Source organism: Rhizobium sp. 862_C5_N1_2 (assembly GCF_051811205.1).
GTDB classification, from domain to species: domain Bacteria; phylum Pseudomonadota; class Alphaproteobacteria; order Rhizobiales; family Rhizobiaceae; genus Rhizobium; species Rhizobium leguminosarum.
Genome location: NZ_JBPWPT010000001.1, coordinates 578,537 through 600,212, shown reverse-complemented (window position 1 = coordinate 600,212; position 21,676 = coordinate 578,537). Strand labels below are relative to the sequence as shown.

The following is a 21,676-nucleotide window of genomic DNA, read 5'->3' as shown; positions in this document are numbered from 1 at the left end:
GCCGCGTTCCTGAAAATAGCAGGTTTGATTTTGTTGTTGCGAATGACTTGCATTATCATTCTAATTCGTCATAGTGCCCTGACGATAAAACAGGTGGAAATCGCATGGACGTCCTCAATCCGAATGCAAAGAGCGGCTGGCGGCACGAACGCGGAGAGGGATCGCTCTCCGATGTCTACCGCACCGTCGGAACCGGGCGTCACAGCTCGAGGTGGCGCAGGGCAGCAGCCTTCGCCGGGCCGGGCTACATGGTCGCCGTCGGTTACATGGACCCGGGCAACTGGGCGACCTCGCTCGCCGGCGGCTCGAAATTCGGATACGCGCTGCTCACCGTCGCACTGCTTTCCAACCTGATGGCGATTGTGCTGCAAGCGCTCTGTGCGCGTCTCGCGATCGCTTCCGGGCGCGATCTTGCGCAGGCCTGCCGCGACGCTTTTCCGAGATATGTCTCGGTACCGCTCTGGGCCCTTGCGGAAATCGCCATCATCGCCACCGATATCGCCGAGGTGATCGGCACGGCGATCGGCCTCAATCTGTTGATGGGCATCCCGCTCGAACTCGGCGTGCTGATCACCGCGCTCGACGTCTTCGTGATCCTCTTCCTGCAAAAGCTCGGCTTCCGCTGGGTGGAGGCCTTCATCATCGCGATGCTCGGCGTCATCGCGGTCTGCTTCGGCGTGCAGATCCTGCTTGCCGACCCACAGTGGGGCGCCGTCCTCACCGGCTTCTTCCCGACCACCGACATCGTCACCAATCCGGAGATGCTCTACCTGGCGCTCGGCATTCTCGGCGCGACCGTCATGCCGCACAATCTCTACCTTCACTCCGGCATCGTGCAGACGCGGGCCTACGGCCATACCGTTCCCGAAAAGAAGGAGGCGCTGACCTTTGCGACGATCGACTCGACGGTCGCGCTGTGTTTCGCGCTTCTGATCAACGCCTCGATCCTCATCCTTGCGGCGGCGGCCTTCAATGCGCACGGCAAGACCGACGTCGTCGAACTCGGCGAAGCCCATTCACTGCTGTCGCCGCTGCTCGGCCTCGCTATCGCGCCGACGCTCTTCGGCATCGCGCTTCTCTGCTGCGGCCTCAACTCGACGGTGACGGCAACGCTTGCCGGCCAGATCGTCATGGAAGGCTTCCTGAAGATCCGGCTGAAGCCCTGGATACGCCGGCTGATCACCCGCGCCATCGCCATCGTGCCGGCGGCGATCGTCACCATCTGGTACGGCGACCAGGGCACGGCGCAGCTTTTGATCCTCACCCAGGTGGTGCTCAGCCTGCAGCTTTCTTTCGCCGTCTTCCCGCTTGTCATGTTCACCGCCAGCAAGGCCAAGATGGGCGAACTGGTGGCGCCCCGCTGGCTGAGCGGCATCGCCTATCTGATCGCGGTCGTCATCGCCGGGCTGAACGTCAAGCTGCTCTTCGACTTTGTCACCGGCTAAAGCGTGAACTTACCACTCTAAAGCCTGGCGTAGGCCGCCCGGCCATTGTTGAAATCATCGACGAGAGGGGAGAACTTGTGGCTCCCCTCTTCGTGCATGATCAGAGGGGCGCGCAGCGACAGCCGCGCCCGCGATCCCTTGATACCAGTCACCAGGATACGGACGGCATTTTCGCCCGGACGCGGGTGGATAGCGGTGATCTCGATGCCGCCGAAGCGCCGGCCGCAGGCGGCAACGATCTCGGCGATCGACTGAGGCCTGGCGATCAACGACAATTGCCCGCCTGGGATCATGATGGCGCCAGCCGTGCGGATCCAACTTTCGAACAGGCCGTCGGTCATCGCATGGGCTTCGGCCTTCAGCGCATCCGGCGTGCGCCGGTCGCCGGCGTCGTTGAAGGGCGGATTCATGATGACGTGGTGGAAGCTCTCATCGGTGAGCCCGGCATCGTTGCGCGCCTTGGCGGTCAGCGTCACATCAGCCTCGACGACGCTGACGCGGTTGGCGATTTGGGCATTGTCGGGCAAGAGGATGCTGCGGCGGGCATAATCGGCCATCTCGGCCGAGCGCTCGAAGAGCACCACTTGTGAATCGGCAAGCCGCGAGGCGACGGCAAGGCCGGCAGCACCGGCGCCGGCGCCGAGATCGGCAACCCTGACCGGGCGATCGTCGGCGACCAGAGCCGCAAGCAGCATCGCATCCATGCCGGAGCGATGGCCCCTGCCCTTCGGCTGCACCACATGAAAGGCGCCGCGATGAAAGGCATCGATGGTGTCAGCGGTTTCCCCGGTCATCGGAGCTCACTTCCGCTCGCGCAACTCGCCACCGAGACCGGCATCGGTGAGGATGCGGCGCGCCTGATCGGCCATCTCCTCATCCACCAGCAGGCGACGCGACAGCATGCCGAGCGAGCCTTCCAGCACGCTCATGCCCTGGTCGGCGATGAAGCAGTGAATTCCCGCATCCTTCATCAAACTCTCGGCATAAGAGAGCAGAACGGGGTCGTTGGCGCGGATAAGCTCATGCATTTGCCGTCGTTTTCCTTCCAATTTCGCTCAGCGCGACAATTCACCCCTTGCCGCGTCCATCGCCCCTTTCTATTGTCAGGTGCAAAGAATGAACAGGAGTCCGGGTCGTTGGGCGTGGTCATACCGCTTGAAGAAAGCAAAAACAAACTGGCATCCATCAAGCCATTGGTCGATCTCACCAGGGCGGACATGGAGCGAGTGAACCAGCTCATTCTGTCCAAGGCCGGCTCCGACGTGCAGATGATCCCCGAAGTGGCGAACCATCTGATCTCGTCCGGCGGCAAGCGGCTGCGGCCGATGCTGACACTGGCTTCCGCCTCGCTGTTCGACTACAGGGGCGAAAACCACGTCAAGCTCGCCACATCGGTCGAGTTCATGCACACGGCGACGCTGCTGCATGACGACGTCGTCGACGAAAGCGATCTGCGCCGCAGCAAGCCGACGGCGCGGATGATCTGGGGCAACCAGGCAAGCGTGCTGGTCGGCGACTTCCTGCTCGGCCAGGCCTTCCGCATGATGGTCGATGTCGGCTCGCTCGATGCGCTCGACGTGTTGTCTTCCGCCGCCTGCGTGATTGCCGAAGGCGAAGTGCTGCAGCTTTCGGTCGCCAAGAACATGGAGACGACCGAGGACGATTATCTCTCCGTCATTCGCGCCAAGACGGCGGCTCTCTTTGCTGCCGCCGCCGAAGTCGGGCCGATCGTCGCAGAGGCCGGCCGCTCCGGCCGCAATGCGCTGAAATCCTACGGCATGAATCTGGGGCTCGCCTTCCAGCTCGTCGACGATGCGCTCGACTACGGCGGCAAGGCTGCCGATCTCGGCAAGAATGTCGGCGACGATTTCCGCGAGGGCAAGATCACCCTCCCTGTTATTCTCGCCTATCGCCGCGGCACCGAGGACGAGCGCGCATTCTGGCGCGATGCGATCGAAGCCGGCAACAGCACCGACGCCAACCTCGAAAAAGCGCTGGGGCTGATCACCAAATATGGCACGCTCAGCGACACGATCGGCCGCGCGATCCATTATGGCACGATCGCGCGAGACGCGCTTGCGCCGCTTCCCGATACGGTGTGGAAATCCGCCCTGATGGAAGTGATCGACTTCTGCATCGAGCGCGTCAATTGATCAAACGTCCTTGATCGCAGGCTGATTTTCTTGCGGCGCCGCTTCAAAAAAGCCATCCTGTTATGAATCAGTGATCGCAACTTGTTTTGCGGCCGGCACCATTGTCGGGACGCTGTCGAAGAAAGGTTTCCTAATGCGGCAGAGACTTGCCATCCGTCTTCTTACGAGCGCAGCGCTTGCAGCTGTCCTTTCGCTGGGCAGTGTCGGCGGCGTGAACGCCGAGGATGCGGCCAAGGCAGACGATGCCGGCACGGCCGCTCACTTTGATGCCGATAGCGTTACCAGTTTCTCCGGAGCCTTCCTTGCCGCGCGCACGGCCGATGTCGATCATGACTACGAAACGGCGATCGAGCTCTACAAGAAGGCGCTGCAGATCGAGCCCGGCAATCCCGAGATTCGCCAGCGGCTGATGATCTCGCTGCTGCTCAATGGCGACATCAAGGAGGGCGTCAAATACGCCAACGACCTGAAGGGCGATCCTTCCGTCGAGCGCATCACCACGATCGTGCGCGGCATGGATGCCGTACGTCGCGACGACTACAAGACCGCCGAGTCCATCCTGAAATATAAGGGGCCGAACGATCTCGATCGGATGATGAACGACCTGCTGCTCGCCTGGGCCCGCGTCGGCGCCGGCCGCGGCAAGGAAGCGCTCGCCATGGTCGAGAAGATGAAGGGGCCGGACTGGTTCCGCATCTTTCAGAATTACAATGCCGGCGCGATCGCCATCGCCATCGGCGACGTGAAGTCCGCCCGCCAGCATCTGAACGATGCCGTGCTCGACAAGGAAGGCGGAGCGACGGCGCCCGATACCTTCATGCGGGCGGTGATGGCGCTTGCCCGCCTCGAAGCAACACAAGGCAACAAGCAGAAGGCGCTCGACGCCGTTTCCGTCGGCGACAACCTGCTGCCGAACTACGCGCCGCTGAATGCGCTGCGCGACAGCGTCGAAAAGAACGAGAAGCAGGAACAGCAGGTCAAGACGGCCGAAGAAGGGGCTGCCGGCGTGCTCTTCTCCGTCGGCGGCGCGCTGAACCGCGACGGCGCCGAGGATATCGTCTCGCTTTACCTGCAGACGGCCAATGCGCTCGATCCGAACAGCGCCGATACGCTGGTGCTGCTCGGCGGCATTGCCGAGAAGCAGAACCAGATGGACCGCGCCATCGCGCTCTACAAGAAAGTGCCGGAGAATTCACCGATGCGGCGCATCTCCGAGCTGCAGCTCGGCCTTGCCCTTGCCCAGGGCGGCAAGGTGGATGAGGCGCGCAAGCACCTGCAGGCGCTGATCGCCTCCGACCCGAAGGACATCCGCAGTTACCTCGCCTATGGCAGCGTCCTTTCCGACGCCAAGGACTACCAGGCGATGGCCACCAATTACGACAAGGCCGTCGATGCGATCGGCCCCATTCCCGGCCGCGCCAACTGGAGCGTCTTCTTCCAGCGCGGCATCGCCTATGAGCGGCTGAAGAAGTGGGACCAGGCGGAACCGAACTTCCGCAAGGCGCTGGAGCTCAATCCCGACCAGCCGCAGGTGCTGAACTATCTCGGTTATTCCTGGATCGACATGAACCGGAACCTCGACGAAGGTCTCGGCATGATCAAGAAGGCCGTCGATCTTCGCCCTGACGATGGTTACATCATCGATTCGCTCGGCTGGGCCTATTTCCGCCTCAACCGCTTCGACGATGCCGTCGACGAGCTGGAACGGGCCGCACAGATCAAGGCCGGCGACGCGACGATCAACGACCATCTCGGCGATGCCTACTGGCGCGTCGGGCGCAAGCTCGAGGCCGTCTACCAGTGGAACCGGGCGCTCAGCTCGGAGCCTGAAGCCGCCGAAATTCCGAAGATCAAGGACAAGGTCGCCAACGGCCTGCCTCCCGCCAGCGACGATGCCAAGGCGGCCGACAAGAAGCAGCCGGATCCGGCACCCGTCATCCCGCCGCCGGTCGACAAGAAATCCTGACGGGCGGGACGTTTGCCTGGAGAGGGCCCTGAAGAGGGCTTGGCCGCTTCGAGATCAAAGAAGTAGAGCATGATGTCGTCCGAAAACCGCTCAGACTTTTCGGCATCATGCTCCAGCATCTCCGAGGAAGCTCGTGCGAAAATCAACCTGGCCCTGCATGTGACGGGCCAGCGGCCGGATGGCTATCATCTGCTCGATATGCTGGTGACCTTCACAGATCATGGCGACCGGCTGGACTTCATGCGGTCGCCGACCGACGAATTTACCCTGTCTGGCCGTTTCGGCGAAACACTTGCCGGCGACGGCGGCACCAACCTGGTGCTGAAGGCGCGCGATCTCCTGCGCGAGGCGATCGGTCCCCTCGCCTTTCCCGTCCGTATCCAGCTCGAAAAGAATCTGCCGGTTGCCTCCGGCATCGGCGGCGGCTCGGCCGATGCGGCCGCGACGCTGCGTGGGCTGATGCGGCTCTGGGGCACGAGCTTGCCCGAGGAGGCGCTCGCAGCTCTCGCCCTGAAGCTCGGCGCCGACGTGCCGATGTGCCTTGCGAGCCGGCCGCTGATTGCCCGCGGCATCGGCGAAAAGATCGAACCCGTGCCGGAGCTGCCCGTCCTTGCCATGGTGCTCGCCAATCCGCTGAAGGGCGTCTCCACGCCCGAGGTTTTCCGCCAACTGGCGACAAAGAACAATCCGGCCCTGAGCCTGCCACCGAGCCGGCCTCTAGCTGCCGACTGGCTCGCGGCGATTGCCGCTGCCCGCAACGACCTGGAGCCGCCGGCGCGCGAACTCGTGCCGGAGATTGCGGCGATCTCGGCGATGCTGCAGGCTAACGGCGCGCTTTTGACCCGCATGTCCGGTTCCGGCGCCACCTGTTTCGGCATCTTTGCGACCATGGCTGCTGCCGAAGATGCGGCGGCAGCTCTTCACGACGAGCGGCCCGACTGGTATTTCCAGGCGACGGAAACGGTTTCGGGAGGCGCATGATGGCAGGTCTGGACGAAAAGCGGCCCTTCATCGCGGTCGGCATTGCGGTTCTGACGATCTCAGATACGCGCACGCCGGAGACAGACAAGTCAGGCGACACGCTGGCGGCGCGGATCACAGAGGCGGGCCATAGGTTGGTCGACCGGGGAATCGTGCCTGATGATCGCGCGGAGATTGCCGCGCGGGTGAAGGCCTGGACTGACAGAGAAGACATAGACGTGGTCATCACCACAGGCGGCACCGGCTTTACCGGCCGCGACGTGACGCCCGAGGCGCTGGAGCCTTTGTTCGAAAAGCGGATGGACGGCTTTTCCGCCATCTTCCACCGGATCTCCTACGAGAAGATCGGCACGGCGACGATCCAGTCGCGCGCCACGGCAGGCGTTGCCAACTCCACCTTCATCTTCGTGCTGCCGGGCTCGCCCGGTGCCTGCCGGGATGCCTGGGACGGCATTCTGAAAGGACAGCTCGACTACCGCAGCGCGCCGTGCAATTTCGTCGAGATCATGCCGCGTCTGGACGAACACCTGAAACGCGGCGCGACGAAGTAGGGCATGGTTGCCCCTGGCGAACCAGGGGCATTCACTATGTGGCCAGGCCCGGCAAGACGGGCATGGTGTCCCAGCTATCACCCGACAGCAGAACGCAGCTTATGCCGTGAACATCCGTGACGATGAGGGTCCAGGTGCCGCTTTCGGCGGCATAGACCTCCAGAATGGCGTTCTCGTTGATCAGTCCGACTGCCGTGAGCTTTTCGGCGAAGTTTTTGTCCAGGAAATTGACGATTTCGGGTCGGCCTGCGCAACTGCGCATCATCTGCGATGCTGCCGAATGCGGATGCGCGATCACCAATGTCGGCAATATGACGGCAATGAGGCCGTAGATCATACTGCGTACCATGACGCACCTCCTTTCGCCGGAAACCGGCAGAAGAGGAGATTTTCGCTGACCTGTTCTGCCGTTCACCGGCATTCCATGGCCATTCCGTTGCGAAGCGAGGCGCTTCGACGGCGCCATGTTCGAATTATAGCGCGAAATCCTATTGGGCGCCATCTTTTGCTCATGGAGAGGTTTGCGGCACCTACCGTGCAGCGCGGGCAACCCAGGACGGAATCAGTTCGCTCGCGAGTTTGCGCGGCTTCTGGCCCTTGACGAATTCGGTAAGCCGCATCCCGCTTTTGGCGATGGCGAGCGCCTGCTTCTTCGGCAGGAGAAAGCCGAGTTCCAGCGGCGGCACGGCACGGCCGACACGCTGGAAGAACGGGCGCCTGTAACCACGCGAGGCGGTGAAGCGCGCCGGCAGCTTGTTCAATGCGACATATTCGGCGATCTCATCGATCCAGCCGGCCTGAGGTCTCGCGCCCGGCTCGACGAAGAGCAGCCATTCGCCGCGGGCGGAGCGGACGATGTCCTTGATATCCCACTGCGAATGGAAGCGGCAGCCGGCGGCGTCGGCCACCCGCGAGGTGCCGTCGCGCGAGCCGTGATCGAGCACGACCACATCGCTCACCAGCCCCTCCACCGCGCCTGCCACCAATACCGATAAGGTCTGCGCCAGCTCAGATTCCTGATCCTGACATTCGAGAACAACCGTCAACATTGACCATTTATAATGCGCCGCACAAATTTTTGCCAGCACCGTTTTCCTCATTTTGTTCTTGCATTGTTCTCGTTTTGCAGATAGGAATTTAATCAGCAGAACGGGCGGAGGCGATGGCTTTCCGCCACGGGAGAATCCGATGAGAGAGCAGTCCCTGGCAGGGCAGGCCGCATTCGCGCCTGCCAATACGGCAGATATTGCCGATGCGATGATCGTTTCCTCCGGTCTGAGAGTCGAGGTCGATCGGCGGCGTGGACGTGGGGCGGGGCTGAACCCGACAGGTCGGTTCGAGGCGCTGCAGCGGGAGACCGTCGACGATGGCTGGCAGACGTGGGAAGAGCTGCCGCCCTTCAAGACAGAAGTGCAGGTCGAGAAGCCGCGCACGGCAATCACCCGCAACGAATCGCCGGACATTCCCTTCGACCGCTCGATCAATCCCTATCGCGGCTGCGAGCACGGATGCATCTATTGTTTCGCCCGGCCGACACACGCCTATATGGGGCTTTCTGCAGGGCTCGATTTCGAAACGAAGCTCTTTGCCAAGCCCGATGCGGCAAAACTCCTGGAGCGGGAACTCGCCAAGCCCGGCTACAAAGTGCGAGTGATCGCGATCGGCACCAATACCGATCCCTATCAGCCGATCGAGAAGGAATGGCGCATCATGCGCGGTATTCTCGAGGTGTTGAACAAGGCGAACCATCCGGTATCGATCGTCACCAAGTCGGCGATGATCCTGCGTGATCTCGACATTCTGCAGGAGATGGCAGCTAAGAACCTGGTGCGCGTCGGCATCTCGGTGACCACGCTGGATCGCAAGCTTGCCCGGACGATGGAGCCGCGTGCCGCCACGCCGCCGCGGCGGCTGGAGACGATCCGCACCCTTGCCGAAGCAGGCGTGCAGACGGCTGTCATGGCCGCCCCGCTCATCCCGGCGCTGAACGACCACGAACTTGAGCGCATCCTCGAATCGGCCAAGGCTGCCGGCGCCGCCGAGGCGAGCTATGTCATCCTCAGGCTGCCGCTCGAGGTCAGCCCGCTGTTTCGCGACTGGCTGCTGCAGCATTACCCCGATCGTTACCGGCATGTGATGTCGCTGGTGCGCTCGATGCGCGGCGGCAAGGATTATGACGCCGAATTCGGCAAGCGCATGAAGGGCGCCGGCCCCTATGCCTGGCAGATCGCCCGGCGTTTTGAAATGGCAGCCCGACGTTTCGGCCTGACACGCCGCAGCGTGCCGCTGCGCGACGATCTGTTCGTGCCGCCCGATGGCAGCGGCGTGCAGTTGTCGTTGCTCTAACCTTTTGTTTTTACGCAATTCCGGACCGAAAACCGCGCCGCACTTTTCCTGGAATTGCCTCTAACCTTTTACGCAATTCCGGACGGGAAACCGCGCCGCACCTTCCTGGAATTGCTTCGAGCTTGCGCATCGGCTCTCGAAAAAACCGCCTGTTTTCGAGCCCGAGCGCAATTCCCGCGGATGGCCCTGACCGCCACCATCCGCCGGAGCGTCCCCGGCCGCCGCCCTGATCCGGGGACTTGCGGGCAATCGGGTTGGCGTGCGAGGTTCAGCCGCATGAAACCTCGCACGTCACCCGATTCTCCCCTGCTTTTCGACACGGTTCCGCTCGTGCCGGATTTCCGGCTGGAACTCAAAGCCCGCAAGGCCGGCCACTGGCCGGTTGCCGGTGCCGACGAGGCAGGCCGCGGGCCGCTGGCGGGACCGGTCGTTGCTGCTGCGGTCATCCTTGATCCGCGGCGCATCCCTGAGGGTCTGAACGATTCCAAGCAGCTTTCGGCGCAACGGCGCGAGGAACTGTTCGTACAGATCCTGTCGACGGCGACCGTCTCGATCGCCTCCTCCAGCTCGACGCGCATCGACGAGACGGATATCCGCAAGGCAAGCCTCGACGCCATGCGCCGAGCCATCTGCAGCCTCGCCATTCCGGCAAGCTACGTGCTGACCGACGGGCTCGATGTGCCGCCCGGCCTTGATTGCCCCGGGCAGGCCGTGGTCAAGGGTGATGCCCGCTCGGTCTCGATCGCCGCCGCCTCGATCGTCGCCAAGGTGACGCGCGACCGGATGATGGCACGAGCGCATAATGTATTTCCGGATTACGGTTTTGCCGCGCATGTTGGCTATGGCACGGCGCAGCACCGCGCCGGCATCGAGAGGCACGGCCCCTGTTCCCTGCACCGGATGAGCTTCAGGCCGTTGCGAAAGGTCGAGGATGGTCCTGAGACGGACGAGCTGCTTTCCGAATAGGCCATTCAAAAAAAGCCAAGCAGAAGAAAAAACCGCTCAAACGAAAAGGCCGGGACATTCCCGGCCTTTCCTCTCAATCTTTTTCGAAGCGCTCAGTTGAGCCGCGTCTTGACCTGGCCGACGGCATTGCCGAAGAGCTCGGACTGAACCTTGGCATCGGCCTGCTTGGCAAGCACGGTTTCTGCGGCGGCGATCGCCAGATCGACAGCAGCGGAACGTACCGCCTTCATCGCTTCGGCCTCGGCCTGCTTGATCTTCTGCTCGGAGAGCGCCGTGCGATTGGTGACGAATTCTTCCGTCTTCTTCTTCGCTTCAGCAGTCAGCATTTGGGCTTCGCGCTCGGCGGCGGCAACGATATGGGCCGCCTCGGCTTCCGCTTCCTTGCGCTTGCGCTGGTATTCGGCGAGCAGGTGCTGGGCCTCTTCGCGCAGACGCTTGGCTTCGGCCAATTCGTTGCGGATCTGGTCGGCGCGGTCGTCGAGCGACCGTGCCATCATGCCCGGAACCTTCAGGTAAACGACCAGCGCCAGGAAGAGGACGAGGCCGACAAAGGCGAAGAAAGTCGCGTCAAAGGCAAATTCCATCGATCAAGCCTCCTTCTTGGCAGCCGCGACGGCGGCAGCGACATCGGCCTTGGCAACGGTGCCGCCGATCAACTGATCGACAACGGCAGCCGCCGTCTCCTCGGCAATGGTGCCGACGTCGGCGAAGGCCTTGGCCTTGATCTCGCCGATGCGGAGCTCGGCAGCCTTGATCTTTTCCGACAGGCTCGCCTCGACAGCGCGACGATCCTCTTCGGCCTTGGCCTTAGCGGCGTCTCGGGCGGCGGCGCCGATCGCGTTGGATTTGGCGCGGGCAGCGGCCAGTTCACCTTCATAGGTCCGGACGGCGGCGTCGGCTTCCGCCTTCAGGCGGGCTGCCTCTTCCAGATCCTGGGAAATACGCGTGTGACGCTGATCAAGGATGGCCCCGATGCGCGGCGCGATGACCTTTTGCATGAGCAAATAGAAGACGCCGAACGTGATCACCAGCCACAGCAGCTGGGACGCGAAGGTCGTCGAATCGAAAGGCGGGAAAGGGCCGCGGGCGTGTTCGCCTTCGGCAACACCAGTCTCGGTATGGACCTCGCCTGCGGCCGGAGCGGCGTGCGCATCCGTACCCGTCGCTGCCGCCGGTGCTTCCTCAGCGTAAGCCGGGGTCACAAAAAACATGCTCACCTCCAGGTGGACTGCAAATGCAAAGGATCACGGCTTGCGGTCGCAGGCCGTGATCCATCTATTCGCCGATATCAGACGGCGAAGAGGAGGAGGAGAGCGACGAGCAGCGAGAAGATGCCCAGAGCTTCCGTAACGGCGAAGCCGAATACCAGACGGCCGAACTGGCTGTCAGCGGCAGACGGATTGCGCAGAGCGCCGGAGAGGTAGCTGCCGAAAATATTGCCGAGGCCGAGAGCCGTACCGGCCATACCAAAGCAAGCCAGGCCTGCACCGATGTACTTTGCTGCTTCCGCTTCCATGTTGAACTCCTTTGAAATGGTTGTTGCGGCGAATGACTGACGCCCTTTGACGTCGATGTCGTTATCCTTAGTGCCCGCCCGGATGGATTGCGTCGTTGAGGTACATGCAAGTCAGCACCGCAAAGACGTAAGCCTGAAGGAAGGCGACGAGGAACTCGAGACCGGTCAGGGCGACGGTCATGATGAGGGGAAGAACGGCGCCGCCGACACCGACAGCACCAAGGGCTCCGAGCGAGGCGACGAAGCCTGCGAACACTTTCAGCGTGATGTGACCGGCGAGCATGTTCGCAAAAAGACGAACAGAGAGTGAAATCGGACGGGACAGGAAGGAGATGATTTCGATCGTGACGACCAGCGGCAGCAGAACGCCCGGCACGCCCGAGGGCACGAAGACATTCAGGAAGTGGAAGCCGTGCTTATAGAAACCGTAGACGAGAACCGTACCGATAACCAAGAGCGCCAGCGCGAAGGTGACGATGATCTGGCTGGTGACCGTGAAGAAATACGGGAACATGCCGAGCAGGTTCGCCGTCAGAACGAAGGTGAAGAGCGAAAAGACCAGCGGGAAGAACTTCATTCCCTGCTTGCCCGCGCCTTCCTTCAGCATGTTGGCGATAAACTCATAGGACATTTCCGCGACCGACTGCGAACGGCCCGGCACGATGGCGCGGTTCGAGGTCGCGAAATAGAGGAAGCCGACGGCAACGGCAGCCGAAGCGGCCATGAAGAGCGATGCATTGGTGAACGAAAAATCAATTCCGCCGATTTCGATCGGCACAATCTTCTGGATCAGGAACTGATGAGTCGGATCGTTAGACACCGCTTGTTCTCTCTCGTTGGCCCGCAGGACGCGGGGTCATTGCACTGGACCGGAACCGGTCCTTATTTCTTGTCGTCCTTGTCGTCCAGGGGATGGGCCACCACCCCCGCAGAACGCAGCACGTTCAGAACGCCGGCACAAAATCCGAGAAGCAGAAGAACAATCAAACCCCAAGGCGCCGTGCCAACAAAACGGTCGAGGAGATAGCCAAGCAGAGCACCGACGACGATTGCGGAAATGAACTCGCTGGAAAGCTTCATCGCCTGGGCATAACCTTTGCGGCTTACCTCGGCGCGGGCTTCCCTAGCCTCGTCTTCTCCCGTCTCGACGCCCTTGGTCGCGAGTTTCGCTCCCAATTGCGCACGGCGCTTTTCAAGACTTTCCTCGCGGTCGTCCGCCATGGATCTCTCCTCGTCTGCCCGTCGCCCGCACTCCCGCTACCCCGGTCATTCGGACCCCGGACACGAAGGTTGAGACCCTTCCGGCCCGTTCTGAAGTCGCGCGCAACATAGTTTTAGGGATTAGCATAGTCAAGGCGTAGACAGCTTCTGTCCAGCGAGAAAATAATTCTATCAAATCAAAGAGATAAATCGACTCCGGATCGATCGCGCAAATTCGACGGAAAGAATCCGCTTTTCCGGGCCGGAAATCTGCTTGCCCAAGCGATTTATCTCAACTCCAGCCGCCGCCATAGGTGCGATAGAAGACGTGAAGACCGATGCGACCGACCTTTTCCATGGTCTTTGCCCATTTCGGTCTGACATAGACGGCATGATAGTGCGTCGCCGAGCCCACCTGCGGCAGCCAGATCTTGCCTGATGTCACCGCCATCGCCACATCGCGGGCGACTCGCCAGTGATATTCGGAGTTCACCCTGTCCTTGATGCTGTCGCAGGCGAAGGAAAACTGGCAGCGGTTGCGCCAATCCTCGTTCTGGTAGACGACGCCGCAGATGGTCTTCGGATAGGAAGGGTTGCGGACACGGTTGAGGATGACCTGGGCGACGGCCGCCTGGCCCTTCACCGATTCTCCCCGTGCCTCGAAATAGATGCCGGAGGCGAGGCACTGCTGTTCGCGGGCGGAGAAGACGCTCGGCGCCAGCACGCTTGCGGCCCAGGCATGATCGCGCGGGCCGATCTCCGGAACGAAGCGGCCGCTGTCCGGCTCGGCCAGGATGGAATCGAAGGGCGATTGGCGGGCATAGTCAGGTGTTGCCGGCGCATAGGCTGTGGCCAGCACATCGGCCTTGTTGCTGGTGACGAGGCTTGCGAGCATTGCCGGCACGCCATTATCGGTCACAACAGGCTGCGTCTTATAGAAAGATGTGGCGATCTGGATTTCCTTGCCCTGGATCTTCGGCTTGACGAAGGCCGACCTGTCCTTGAGATCGAAGCTCGGGGTGAAGAGCATCTTGGTGCGCTCGAGGATCGAGCCGGCGGAAAAGTCCTTCGGCGGCTGCATCTTCTCGACAGCGACGACGCGGCCCTTCTTGGTGCTGCGATTGACCCGATCCTCGTCCGGCGTGTCCTCGTGGCCCTTGTCCTTGGCGGTGAAGGCGACCTTGCGGCCATCGGGCAGCACCATGCCGGCACCGGCGGAGATCGAACCCGTCACCATCGGCTCGGCGAAGGCGAGTTCGGCCTGGTGGATGGAGCCGGCCGGCGAATTGGTCAGCACCATGCGCCAGTTCTCCCCCTCATGATCGAGGCCGGCGAGCATGGCGGCCAGATCGGCATGAGATGCGACGCTCGGGAAAATCAGCCAGCCGGCAAGACCGAAGATTACGGGCGACACCCAATTCTCGGGAATGAGACGCAGCTTGCTACGGGAAGGGCTCTTTCGACGCAACACGGACTCCGGGCATGGAACGCGGGAACATTCCATTGAAAATCTCGCATTAACCTTGACGTCCGGTTAACAGGCCGTGCCGGAATGTGCCTATGGGCAGCTCAGCACAACCCGAAGGGATGCGTGCTGTCGCAATACCCGCGACTTCTCCCCGTCGACACGGGGAGAAGGGCCGGCGGCGAAGCGCAATCAAATAATAACGTGCGAGCCCAGTTCCACCACGCGGTTGGCCGGCAGACGGAAGTAGTCCGAGGGATTGGCGGCGGCGTTGGCGAGGGCGATGTAGAGCCGGTCCTGCCAATAGGGCATGCCCGACTTGGCGTCCGGCACCAGCTTGCGGCGGCCGAGATAGAAGGAGGTCGACATGATGTCGAACTTCAGCCCTGTCTTGCGCAATGTCGCCAAGGCCTGCGAGACGTTCTGCGATTCCATGAAGCCGAACAGCAGCTCGACGCGGGAGAAACGCTCGGAAATCTGCTCGACCTTGTAGCGGTCGTGGCTTGGCACGCGCGGCTTGTTGATCGTGCGGATCGTCAAGATGACGTTGCGATCGTGGAGCACATGGTTGTGCTTGAGATTGTGCAGCAAGGCGGCGGGGGCGGATTCCGGATCGCTGGTCAGGAAGATCGCCGTACCCGGGACCTGGGCCGGCGAATGTTCGCTCTTGCGCTCGATCGAGCTGACGAAGGAGGCGAGCGGAATATCGGTATGGCGGGTCTTTTCCATCAGGATCGCCGTGCCGCGACGCCAGGTCCACATGACGACGGTAAAGGCCGTGGCGATCATGATCGGGATATAGCCGCCGTCGTGGATCTTCAAAAGGTTGGCGCCGAGGAAGATCATTTCGAGCACGACGAGCGGCGCAAGCGCGATCACCGCGACGGGAAGCGACCAGTTCCAGCGGGCACGGACGAATTCGAAGGCCATGATCGAGGTGACGACCATGGCGCCGGTGACGGAGATGCCATAGGCGGTCGCCAGCGCGTCCGAAGTCTTGAAACTCAGCACCAGGAAGATGACGCCGATGAACAGCATGGCATTGACCGACGGCACGAAGATCTGCCCGGTATTGGTTTCCGAAGTGAAGAGGATTTCCATCCGCGGCAGAAAGCCGAGGTTGATGCCCTGACGCACCATCGAGAAGGCGCCGGTGATGACGGCCTGGCTGGCGATGATCGTCGCAGCGGTCGCCAGGATAACGACCGGCAGCAGCGCCCATTTCGGATACATCAGATAGAAGGGATCGGACATCGTCATCGGATTGCCGAGAACGAGCGCCCCCTGCCCGAGATAGTTCAGCGTCAGCGCCGGGAAAACCAGCAGGAACCAGGCCCACTGGATCGGGCGGCGGCCGAAATGGCCGAGATCGGCATAGAGCGCCTCGGCACCCGTCACCGTCAGGAAGACGGCGCCAAGCACGACGACGCCGTAAAAGCCCTCATGCAGCAGGAAGCTGACGGCATAATAGGGATTGAAGGCGGCCAGGATGCCGTAATCGTCCGAGATATGGGAAATGCCGGCGGCAGCCATGACGAGGAACCAGACGGCGGTGATCGGGCCGAAGAACTTCGCGACGGCGCCGGTGCCGCGCGATTGCACGACGAAGAGCAGCGCCAGGATCACCACCGAGATCGGCACGATATATTCCGCGAGGCTGGGTGTGACGAGCTTCAGACCCTCGACGGCCGACAGCACTGAAAGCGCCGGCGTGATCATCGCATCGCCGAGGAAGAGAGCGGCACCCATCAGGCCGAGCAGCATCAGGATGGCGGTATGGCCGTTGGCGGTCTTCATCAGCAGTGCAAGCAGCGACAGCGTGCCGCCCTCGCCGTCGTTGTCGGCGCGCAGCAGGAAGAGCACATATTTGATGGTGACGATGATCGTCAGTGCCCAGATCATCAGCGAGATCAGGCTGATGACTTCAAAACGGGTGACGCCGTCATGGGCCACCGGCTTCAACGCCTCGCGAAAGGCATAGAGCGGGCTGGTACCGATATCGCCGTAGACGACACCGACGGAACCCAGCCCGAGATAGAACAGCTTTCGCGGCGTCATATGGCGTTCGTTCGGATGGCTCTCTTCGGACATGAAGTTGCAACAGGCTCCTTAGAGCCAGCCTTTCCAGCGGAAAAAGAAAAAGGGGATGACGGCGGATATCACCATCAGGGCCAGCGAGTAGGGATAACCCGCGACCCAGGTCAGCTCCGGCATGATCTGAAAGTTCATACCATAGATGGAGGCGACCAATGTCGGCGGCAAGAACACCACCGAGGCAATCGAGAAAATCTTGATGATCGAGTTCTGCTCGATGTTGATGAGGCCGAGCGAAGCGTCGAGCAGGAAGGTGATGTTGGCGGCGACGAAGGAAGCATGCTCCGACAGCGACTGGATATCGCGCGAGACGGTGCGGCAGAGCTCCTTCGCCTCGCGGTCCTGCTGGATCGCCGGGATCGTGTGAAAGAACGTCAGCAGGCGGGCAAGCGAACCGAGACTGTCGCGCACCTTGCTGATCATCCGGTGATGGCCGGCAATATCGCGCAGCTTCTCCTCGAGGTAGTTCGAGGGCTTGCGCACCTTCCTTGCCCGGTCGCCGAAGACATGTGTCGACAAGATGTCGAGGCGCGAGACAGAGATTTCGAGGATCTCGGCGGTGCGGTCGACGATCGTCTCCAAGAGCTTGGCGAGAAGGGCGGCACCACTGCGCCAGTTTTCCGGCAGCCGATGGAGCGCGGCGATGAATAGCGCAAAGGATTTGGGATGAGCGTAGCGAATGGTGACCAGGCGGTTTCCGGCCAGGATGAAGGCGACATCGGTCAGAGTCGGTACGTCGGTGTCAGCCTTCCAGAGCAGCGAGGCGGTCATGAAGACGGCGTCGTTTTCGACATAGAGACGGGCAGAAGGCTCGATATCCTTGAGATCGTCGCGGGTCGGAACCTCGATGCCGAGAATTTTTTCGACATAGAGCTCCTCGTCGCGGGTCGGCTCGATCATGTCGATCCAGACGACGTCCTCGGGAAAGGAGGCGGCATGCGACAGATCGCGGATCTCGACCGACTTGCAATTCGAACAGTAAGCGGTAATCACCGGTAGTCTCTCCGGCTGCATCCAACCTCAAAGGCCGGCATGCGCATTGTGCTCAACCGCATCGCAGTTCCCAATCCTTCGATCGACAAGACAACTCCGAACTTGCAGGCGGGCCGCCTCTTCGAAACGAAGACGACCGTCATTGAGCATCTGCAGCAAACGCCATCATGGCGCCGCGGCATATGAAGCAAAGCCGTGAAATAATCAAGACATCTTCCGTGAAGCGCGGCTTTTCACCACGTTTCCCCCACAATTTGGGGTATCCGCCGCGGTGATTCGGCTCGCTCAAGCACCGACGTTATCCCGGAACCGCTGCACACTTCCGGGCGACATGCATTATTCGAAGACGATCGTCGGCGCCGGGCGCTGGGACTGGCCGGCGATCTGCTCCCAGACCTTGGCGGCGATGCCGCGATAGATGCCGGCGACGACGCCGTTCGGCTCGGAGGCGACGAGCGGCGTGCCGGCGTCGGAGGTTTCGCGAATGTTCATCGTCAGCGGCACTTCGCCGAGGAAGGGCACGCCGATGCGCTCGGCCTCCCTGCGGGCGCCGCCATGGCCGAAGATGTCGTAGCGGGTGCCGGTATCAGGAGCGATGAAATAGCTCATATTCTCGACGATGCCGAGCACCGGCACCTCGACCTTGCGGAACATGTTGAGGCCCTTGCGGGCATCGATCAGAGCGAGATCCTGCGGCGTCGAGACGATGACGGCGCCGGCAAGCGGCACCTGCTGGGCCATGGTCAATTGCGCGTCGCCGGTGCCGGGCGGCATGTCGACGACGAGGACATCAAGTTCGCCCCAGGCGACTTCGCGCAGCATCTGCAACAGCGCCGACTGGACCATCGGCCCGCGCCAGATCATCGCCGTCTCCTCATCGACAAGGAAGCCCATCGACATGACCTTGAGGCCATAATTCTCCATGGGATTGATGATGCGGCCGTCGATCTGCGTCGGGCGGCCGGATATCTTCAGCAGTCGCGGCATCGAGGGACCATAGATATCGGCATCGAGAATGCCGACGCGAAGACCGTTGGCGAGCAGCCCGAGCGCGAGATTGACGGCGGTGGTCGACTTGCCAACCCCACCCTTACCCGAGGCGACGGCGATGATGGCGCCGATGCCAGGCACACCGATCTTGCCGGCGCGCGGCGGCTGTTGAGGGGCGTGGGCCGCGTGATCGTGGCCGGGATGACCGTGCGGCGGGTTCGGCGCAGGGCGGGCAGCCGGAGCGGCGGCGGCCGCCTTCTTGTCCGCGGTCAGTGTGACGAGGGCGCCCTTGACGCCCGGCATTTCCTTGATGACGCGCTCGGCAGCGAGCCGCATCGGCTCAAGCTCCTTGGCGCGGTCGGCCGGAACGGTGATCGAGAAATAAACCTTTCCGTCGGAGATGAAGACGTCGGAGACCATGCCGAGCTCGACGATATCGTGCTCGAGATCCGGTCCACGCACGGTCTTCAACGTTTCGAGAACCTGTTCCTTGGTGACGTCGGTCATTCCACCCTCACTGCTTTTTCTTGCAGACTACAGCGCCGCGCGTCTTTCAAGACGCGCAAAGGACGCTGTAGCACTTTGAATTGCTGCATGATTTCAGCCTTGATCGAAATCGATCAAGGCTGAAATCATGCAGTAGAGATAGTGGAGACGGAAGCCTTCGCCAAACAAAATCATCGGGAAGAAAATCGATTTGGCGGCGTGCCAAAAGAGCGCCGGGGAATTGGCAATCCGTTGCGGCCATCAAGTCCGCCGGGCTTTCGCCCTGATGGCCGCAACGGTCTCCCCGAGAACCGGCGCAATCCGGGGCGAACTAGAGCAAGCCGAGCAAAAGGCCAGTGAAAAGTGAACCGGGAAGAGGAAATCGCAAACAGCTGCGAAAGAAGCGGTGCCAAAACGCAACAACCGCCGCCGACACCGAAGGGCCGGGAGAAAGCGGCATCGGCGTCGGGCAGCGGTGTGTCGGCCGCGCCATTTCCTGGCGCTGGTCTCAAAGTCCCCTCTGGACCTCTCGCAAAAGAGATGCAGAAAGCGTGCCAGATGGAAAATCAGCGCAAAAGCGCTTGGGACAGCCCGCCAACGGGAAGGACTTGCCTATGCGCTGGGCGGCTTCGAAAGCATTCGGTTGTTTTTTGCAACTTATTTGATCAAGCCAATGCGCAGCGCCTTGGCGACGGCCTGGGTGCGGTTGACCGTGTCGAGCTTCTTGGTGGCGCGGTTGAGGTAGTGATTAACCGTGTGCTCGGACAGGGTGAGGATTTCGGCGATTTCGGCACTGGTCTTGCCGGCCGCCGTCCAGTTGAGGCAATCGATCTCGCGGTCGGTCAGCGTGTCGGTGATGCGCGTATCGAGGTTGCGGATCTCGGCAAGCCTGTCGAACACATGGATGGCGATATAGCAGAGTTCGCGCATTTCGGCCGGGCTGAAGGGTTCGCGGTCGCCGGCGAAAGAGACGGCGCCGCGCAGTCCGGAGGGCTCGTGCGTCGGAAAATAGGCGCCGCGCATCATCTTGAAGCGCTCGAACAGGGAGGCGACGAGGATGGACTTGCCGTCGTCCCGCGACCAGTTCTGTCTTGACATGTCGTAGAAGAAGGGCCGCGCAGATGTTCTGAGGCGTCTGAGGACCGGGCTGTTCACCATCAGGCCCTCCTGGTCGTAGAGAGCCAGAAGCTCGGCCGGCCAGCTGGTGATGACAGTGCTGCCCTGAAGATCGAAGGAAGTGATCGGCGGCAGGTTGAGGACCATGAAGGCACGGCTACGATAGGCTTCCGTCACCCGTTTCATGAAACGGAAAATATCGAACTGGGTCTTCAGGCCCGCTATTTCCTTGATATAATCGTCTTCTTCCGTGGATGTTTGCGACAAGGGTGCCATCACATTTCTTCATCTTCGGCACAGCGGCCGGCAAACCGTTTGCGAAACCTGCCCGCTATGGGTGTTTCGATTGCATCGGGGAACGACGATCGCTGGTTGGAATCGGCTTCAGCGTTGAGCGTTCGGCCGGTGACTGGTTGTAGATTTCGCGGACCGTTCTAGTTGTGGTGATTCGTCGGCAAATCTCAATATCGCGCTCATCATAAGCATGCTCTGCGATTCCGTCCAGCAGCGGGCTGATTGCAATTTTTCTCTCAGCGGCGCGGACCGAGACGGACGCGCATGCCTTCCATGATCCTCGCAGCCGCCAGTTGAACCGGAACGGCCCATTGGTGCAGAAGTTCCATCGACAACCGATAGGCCGGGCCGGTAATCGAAATACCCCCCATAAAGGTCCGATCCTCCGACCAGACCGGTGCGGCGACGCAGCGGATGCCGGCCTCATGCTCCTCGCGGTCGAAAGCATAGCCCTGATCGGCAATCTCGCGGATTTCGGCAAGCAGCGTTTCGGCCGAGACATGGGTCGAGGCGGTAAAGCTGGTGAAGCTCAGGCCGGCGACGAGATCGACGAGGCTTTCGGCCGCAAGCAGCGAAAGGGCGGCCTTGCCGACGCCGGTGCAGTAGCAAGGCGAGGCATTGCCGATCTGAGAATACATGCGCACCGGCTGTCGGCCTTCGACCTTGTCGAGATAGATGATCGACTGGCCCCTGAGAACGCCGAGATGCACCGTCTCGCCGGTTGCCCGCTGCAGATCGGCAAGGTGCGGCTCGGCGATCATGCGGAATTCGTTGCGCGCCCAGCTGCGCGCGGCGAAATCGAGCAGGCGCAGGCCGGGCGCATAACGGCCGTCGCCATCGAGCTCGAGCAGCCCTTCCTCGACCAGATGGCTGAGCTGGCGATGCAGCGTGCCGCGCGGCTGGCCGGCGAGAGCCAGAACATCAGTAAAACGCAGCGGCGCATCCGCATGGGTGACGAGATCGAGCAGAACCATCAGTTTGCCGAGCGTGCCGGTCTCACGTGCCTGTGCTGCGCCGCCGCCGTTTGAATCCATTGCCTCATCCACCCTTGACAGAAAGGCCACTGTAATTCGATAATTCCATATAGTCAAATTAAGTTCCAAATAATGGAACA

General features: G+C 61.6%; 22 protein-coding genes. 7 read left to right on the top strand and 15 right to left on the bottom strand.

The annotated features are described in order from the left end of the window. The first annotated feature begins 104 nt into the window (after positions 1 to 104). Entirely contained in the window at positions 105 to 1,445 is a 1,341-nt protein-coding gene (locus tag ACD590_RS02920; RefSeq protein WP_018245019.1) for an Nramp family divalent metal transporter, read from the top strand. Between the two features lie 17 nt (positions 1,446 to 1,462). On the opposite strand, the gene ACD590_RS02915 is transcribed toward ACD590_RS02920, so the two are convergent. Together ACD590_RS02915 and ACD590_RS02910 are read right to left on the bottom strand one after the other, a co-directional pair. After that, a complete protein-coding gene (locus tag ACD590_RS02915; RefSeq protein WP_047621971.1) occupies positions 1,463 to 2,239 on the bottom strand; it encodes a methyltransferase in 777 nt (258 codons plus the stop codon). Positions 2,240 to 2,245: 6 nt separating this feature from the next. After that, positions 2,246 to 2,473 (bottom strand): putative signal transducing protein, encoded by a 228-nt coding sequence (locus tag ACD590_RS02910; protein WP_003545870.1) that lies wholly within the window; start codon positions 2,471 to 2,473, stop codon positions 2,246 to 2,248. A gap of 108 nt (positions 2,474 to 2,581) precedes the next feature. On the opposite strand from ACD590_RS02910, the gene ACD590_RS02905 reads away from it, so the two are divergent. The 4 genes from ACD590_RS02905 (at position 2,582) to moaB (ending at position 7,096) form a co-directional block, all read left to right on the top strand. Then, the gene (locus ACD590_RS02905) at positions 2,582 to 3,598 is read left to right on the top strand and encodes a polyprenyl synthetase family protein (RefSeq protein ID WP_018245017.1); all 1,017 of its coding nucleotides are present in this window, start codon (positions 2,582 to 2,584) and stop codon (positions 3,596 to 3,598) included. A gap of 133 nt (positions 3,599 to 3,731) precedes the next feature. Next, a complete protein-coding gene (locus ACD590_RS02900; protein WP_018245016.1) occupies positions 3,732 to 5,564 on the top strand; it encodes a tetratricopeptide repeat protein in 1,833 nt (610 codons plus the stop codon). A gap of 69 nt (positions 5,565 to 5,633) precedes the next feature. After that, positions 5,634 to 6,545, top strand: a complete 912-nt coding sequence (locus ACD590_RS02895; protein ID WP_018245015.1) for a 4-(cytidine 5'-diphospho)-2-C-methyl-D-erythritol kinase — start codon at positions 5,634 to 5,636, stop codon at positions 6,543 to 6,545. After that, complete coding sequence (moaB, locus tag ACD590_RS02890; RefSeq protein WP_018516570.1) at positions 6,545 to 7,096, top strand: molybdenum cofactor biosynthesis protein B; 552 nt, start codon at positions 6,545 to 6,547, stop codon at positions 7,094 to 7,096. The genes ACD590_RS02895 and moaB overlap by 1 nt, the downstream gene beginning before the upstream one ends. Positions 7,097 to 7,130: 34 nt before the next feature. Here the strand turns inward: moaB and ACD590_RS02885 are convergent, their stop codons facing one another. Then, positions 7,131 to 7,445, bottom strand: coding sequence for a hypothetical protein (locus ACD590_RS02885; RefSeq protein WP_026231129.1), 315 nt, complete (start codon positions 7,443 to 7,445; stop codon positions 7,131 to 7,133). Between the two features lie 181 nt (positions 7,446 to 7,626). Then, on the bottom strand, positions 7,627 to 8,145 hold the full coding sequence (locus ACD590_RS02880) for a glycosyltransferase family 2 protein (protein ID WP_018245012.1): 519 nt from the start codon (positions 8,143 to 8,145) through the stop codon (positions 7,627 to 7,629). Between the two features lie 139 nt (positions 8,146 to 8,284). Here ACD590_RS02880 and ACD590_RS02875 point away from each other — a divergent pair, with 139 nt between their 5' ends. Both ACD590_RS02875 and ACD590_RS02870 read left to right on the top strand, forming a co-directional pair. After that, positions 8,285 to 9,442: a PA0069 family radical SAM protein gene (locus ACD590_RS02875; protein ID WP_018245011.1), complete on the top strand. Its 1,158-nt coding sequence runs from the start codon at positions 8,285 to 8,287 to the stop codon at positions 9,440 to 9,442. Between the two features lie 276 nt (positions 9,443 to 9,718). Then, positions 9,719 to 10,408 (top strand): ribonuclease HII, encoded by a 690-nt coding sequence (locus tag ACD590_RS02870; protein ID WP_439002100.1) that lies wholly within the window; start codon positions 9,719 to 9,721, stop codon positions 10,406 to 10,408. A gap of 92 nt (positions 10,409 to 10,500) precedes the next feature. Here the strand turns inward: ACD590_RS02870 and ACD590_RS02865 are convergent, their stop codons facing one another. The 11 genes from ACD590_RS02865 to ACD590_RS02815 form a co-directional block, all read right to left on the bottom strand. Continuing rightward, entirely contained in the window at positions 10,501 to 10,992 is a 492-nt protein-coding gene (locus ACD590_RS02865; RefSeq protein WP_018245009.1) for a F0F1 ATP synthase subunit B, read from the bottom strand. Positions 10,993 to 10,995: 3 nt separating this feature from the next. Beyond that, positions 10,996 to 11,619, bottom strand: a complete 624-nt coding sequence (locus ACD590_RS02860) for a F0F1 ATP synthase subunit B (RefSeq protein WP_018245008.1) — start codon at positions 11,617 to 11,619, stop codon at positions 10,996 to 10,998. 77 nt (positions 11,620 to 11,696) lie between these two features. Beyond that, a complete protein-coding gene (locus ACD590_RS02855) occupies positions 11,697 to 11,924 on the bottom strand; it encodes a F0F1 ATP synthase subunit C (protein WP_003545854.1) in 228 nt (75 codons plus the stop codon). A 67-nt stretch (positions 11,925 to 11,991) separates the two neighbouring features. After that, positions 11,992 to 12,744 carry a F0F1 ATP synthase subunit A gene (locus tag ACD590_RS02850; protein ID WP_018245007.1) on the bottom strand — a complete coding sequence of 251 codons (753 nt, stop codon included), beginning with the start codon at positions 12,742 to 12,744 and terminating at the stop codon, positions 11,992 to 11,994. A gap of 62 nt (positions 12,745 to 12,806) precedes the next feature. After that, a complete protein-coding gene (locus ACD590_RS02845) occupies positions 12,807 to 13,145 on the bottom strand; it encodes an AtpZ/AtpI family protein (RefSeq protein WP_012756239.1) in 339 nt (112 codons plus the stop codon). Between the two features lie 271 nt (positions 13,146 to 13,416). Next, positions 13,417 to 14,628, bottom strand: a complete 1,212-nt coding sequence (locus tag ACD590_RS02840; RefSeq protein WP_028734917.1) for a cell wall hydrolase — start codon at positions 14,626 to 14,628, stop codon at positions 13,417 to 13,419. Positions 14,629 to 14,781: 153 nt separating this feature from the next. Further along, on the bottom strand, positions 14,782 to 16,680 hold the full coding sequence (locus tag ACD590_RS02835) for a potassium transporter Kup (RefSeq protein WP_439002099.1): 1,899 nt from the start codon (positions 16,678 to 16,680) through the stop codon (positions 14,782 to 14,784). Between the two features lie 18 nt (positions 16,681 to 16,698). Beyond that, the gene (locus ACD590_RS02830; RefSeq protein ID WP_018449361.1) at positions 16,699 to 17,676 is read right to left on the bottom strand and encodes a magnesium transporter CorA family protein; all 978 of its coding nucleotides are present in this window, start codon (positions 17,674 to 17,676) and stop codon (positions 16,699 to 16,701) included. A gap of 336 nt (positions 17,677 to 18,012) precedes the next feature. Then, positions 18,013 to 19,173 (bottom strand): Mrp/NBP35 family ATP-binding protein, encoded by a 1,161-nt coding sequence (locus ACD590_RS02825; RefSeq protein ID WP_210066970.1) that lies wholly within the window; start codon positions 19,171 to 19,173, stop codon positions 18,013 to 18,015. 636 nt (positions 19,174 to 19,809) lie between these two features. After that, positions 19,810 to 20,544 (bottom strand): LuxR family transcriptional regulator, encoded by a 735-nt coding sequence (locus ACD590_RS02820; RefSeq protein ID WP_018449364.1) that lies wholly within the window; start codon positions 20,542 to 20,544, stop codon positions 19,810 to 19,812. Positions 20,545 to 20,798: 254 nt separating this feature from the next. Continuing rightward, positions 20,799 to 21,596 carry an IclR family transcriptional regulator gene (locus ACD590_RS02815; protein WP_439002098.1) on the bottom strand — a complete coding sequence of 266 codons (798 nt, stop codon included), beginning with the start codon at positions 21,594 to 21,596 and terminating at the stop codon, positions 20,799 to 20,801. Between the last annotated feature and the right edge of the window lie 80 nt (positions 21,597 to 21,676).

Bases quoted from the DNA above. Each gene is read 5' to 3' on its own strand.
- ACD590_RS02860 (WP_018245008.1), bottom strand. From the start codon at position 11,619: ATGTTTTTTGTGACCCCGGCTTACGCTGAGGAAGCACCGGCGGCAGCG.
- ACD590_RS02875 (WP_018245011.1), top strand. From the start codon at position 8,285: ATGAGAGAGCAGTCCCTGGCAGGGCAGGCCGCATTCGCGCCTGCCAAT.
- ACD590_RS02915 (WP_047621971.1), bottom strand. From the start codon at position 2,239: ATGACCGGGGAAACCGCTGACACCATCGATGCCTTTCATCGCGGCGCC.
- ACD590_RS02865 (WP_018245009.1), bottom strand. From the start codon at position 10,992: ATGGAATTTGCCTTTGACGCGACTTTCTTCGCCTTTGTCGGCCTCGTC.
- ACD590_RS02880 (WP_018245012.1), bottom strand. From the start codon at position 8,145: ATGTTGACGGTTGTTCTCGAATGTCAGGATCAGGAATCTGAGCTGGCG.
- ACD590_RS02845 (WP_012756239.1), bottom strand. From the start codon at position 13,145: ATGGCGGACGACCGCGAGGAAAGTCTTGAAAAGCGCCGTGCGCAATTG.
- ACD590_RS02835 (WP_439002099.1), bottom strand. From the start codon at position 16,680: ATGTCCGAAGAGAGCCATCCGAACGAACGCCATATGACGCCGCGAAAG.
- moaB (WP_018516570.1), top strand. From the start codon at position 6,545: ATGGCAGGTCTGGACGAAAAGCGGCCCTTCATCGCGGTCGGCATTGCG.
- ACD590_RS02820 (WP_018449364.1), bottom strand. From the start codon at position 20,544: ATGGCACCCTTGTCGCAAACATCCACGGAAGAAGACGATTATATCAAG.
- ACD590_RS02825 (WP_210066970.1), bottom strand. From the start codon at position 19,173: ATGACCGACGTCACCAAGGAACAGGTTCTCGAAACGTTGAAGACCGTG.
- ACD590_RS02855 (WP_003545854.1), bottom strand. From the start codon at position 11,924: ATGGAAGCGGAAGCAGCAAAGTACATCGGTGCAGGCCTGGCTTGCTTT.
- ACD590_RS02900 (WP_018245016.1), top strand. From the start codon at position 3,732: ATGCGGCAGAGACTTGCCATCCGTCTTCTTACGAGCGCAGCGCTTGCA.
- ACD590_RS02920 (WP_018245019.1), top strand. From the start codon at position 105: ATGGACGTCCTCAATCCGAATGCAAAGAGCGGCTGGCGGCACGAACGC.
- ACD590_RS02910 (WP_003545870.1), bottom strand. From the start codon at position 2,473: ATGCATGAGCTTATCCGCGCCAACGACCCCGTTCTGCTCTCTTATGCC.
- ACD590_RS02840 (WP_028734917.1), bottom strand. From the start codon at position 14,628: ATGGAATGTTCCCGCGTTCCATGCCCGGAGTCCGTGTTGCGTCGAAAG.
- ACD590_RS02870 (WP_439002100.1), top strand. From the start codon at position 9,719: ATGAAACCTCGCACGTCACCCGATTCTCCCCTGCTTTTCGACACGGTT.
- ACD590_RS02885 (WP_026231129.1), bottom strand. From the start codon at position 7,445: ATGGTACGCAGTATGATCTACGGCCTCATTGCCGTCATATTGCCGACA.
- ACD590_RS02815 (WP_439002098.1), bottom strand. From the start codon at position 21,596: ATGGATTCAAACGGCGGCGGCGCAGCACAGGCACGTGAGACCGGCACG.
- ACD590_RS02895 (WP_018245015.1), top strand. From the start codon at position 5,634: ATGATGTCGTCCGAAAACCGCTCAGACTTTTCGGCATCATGCTCCAGC.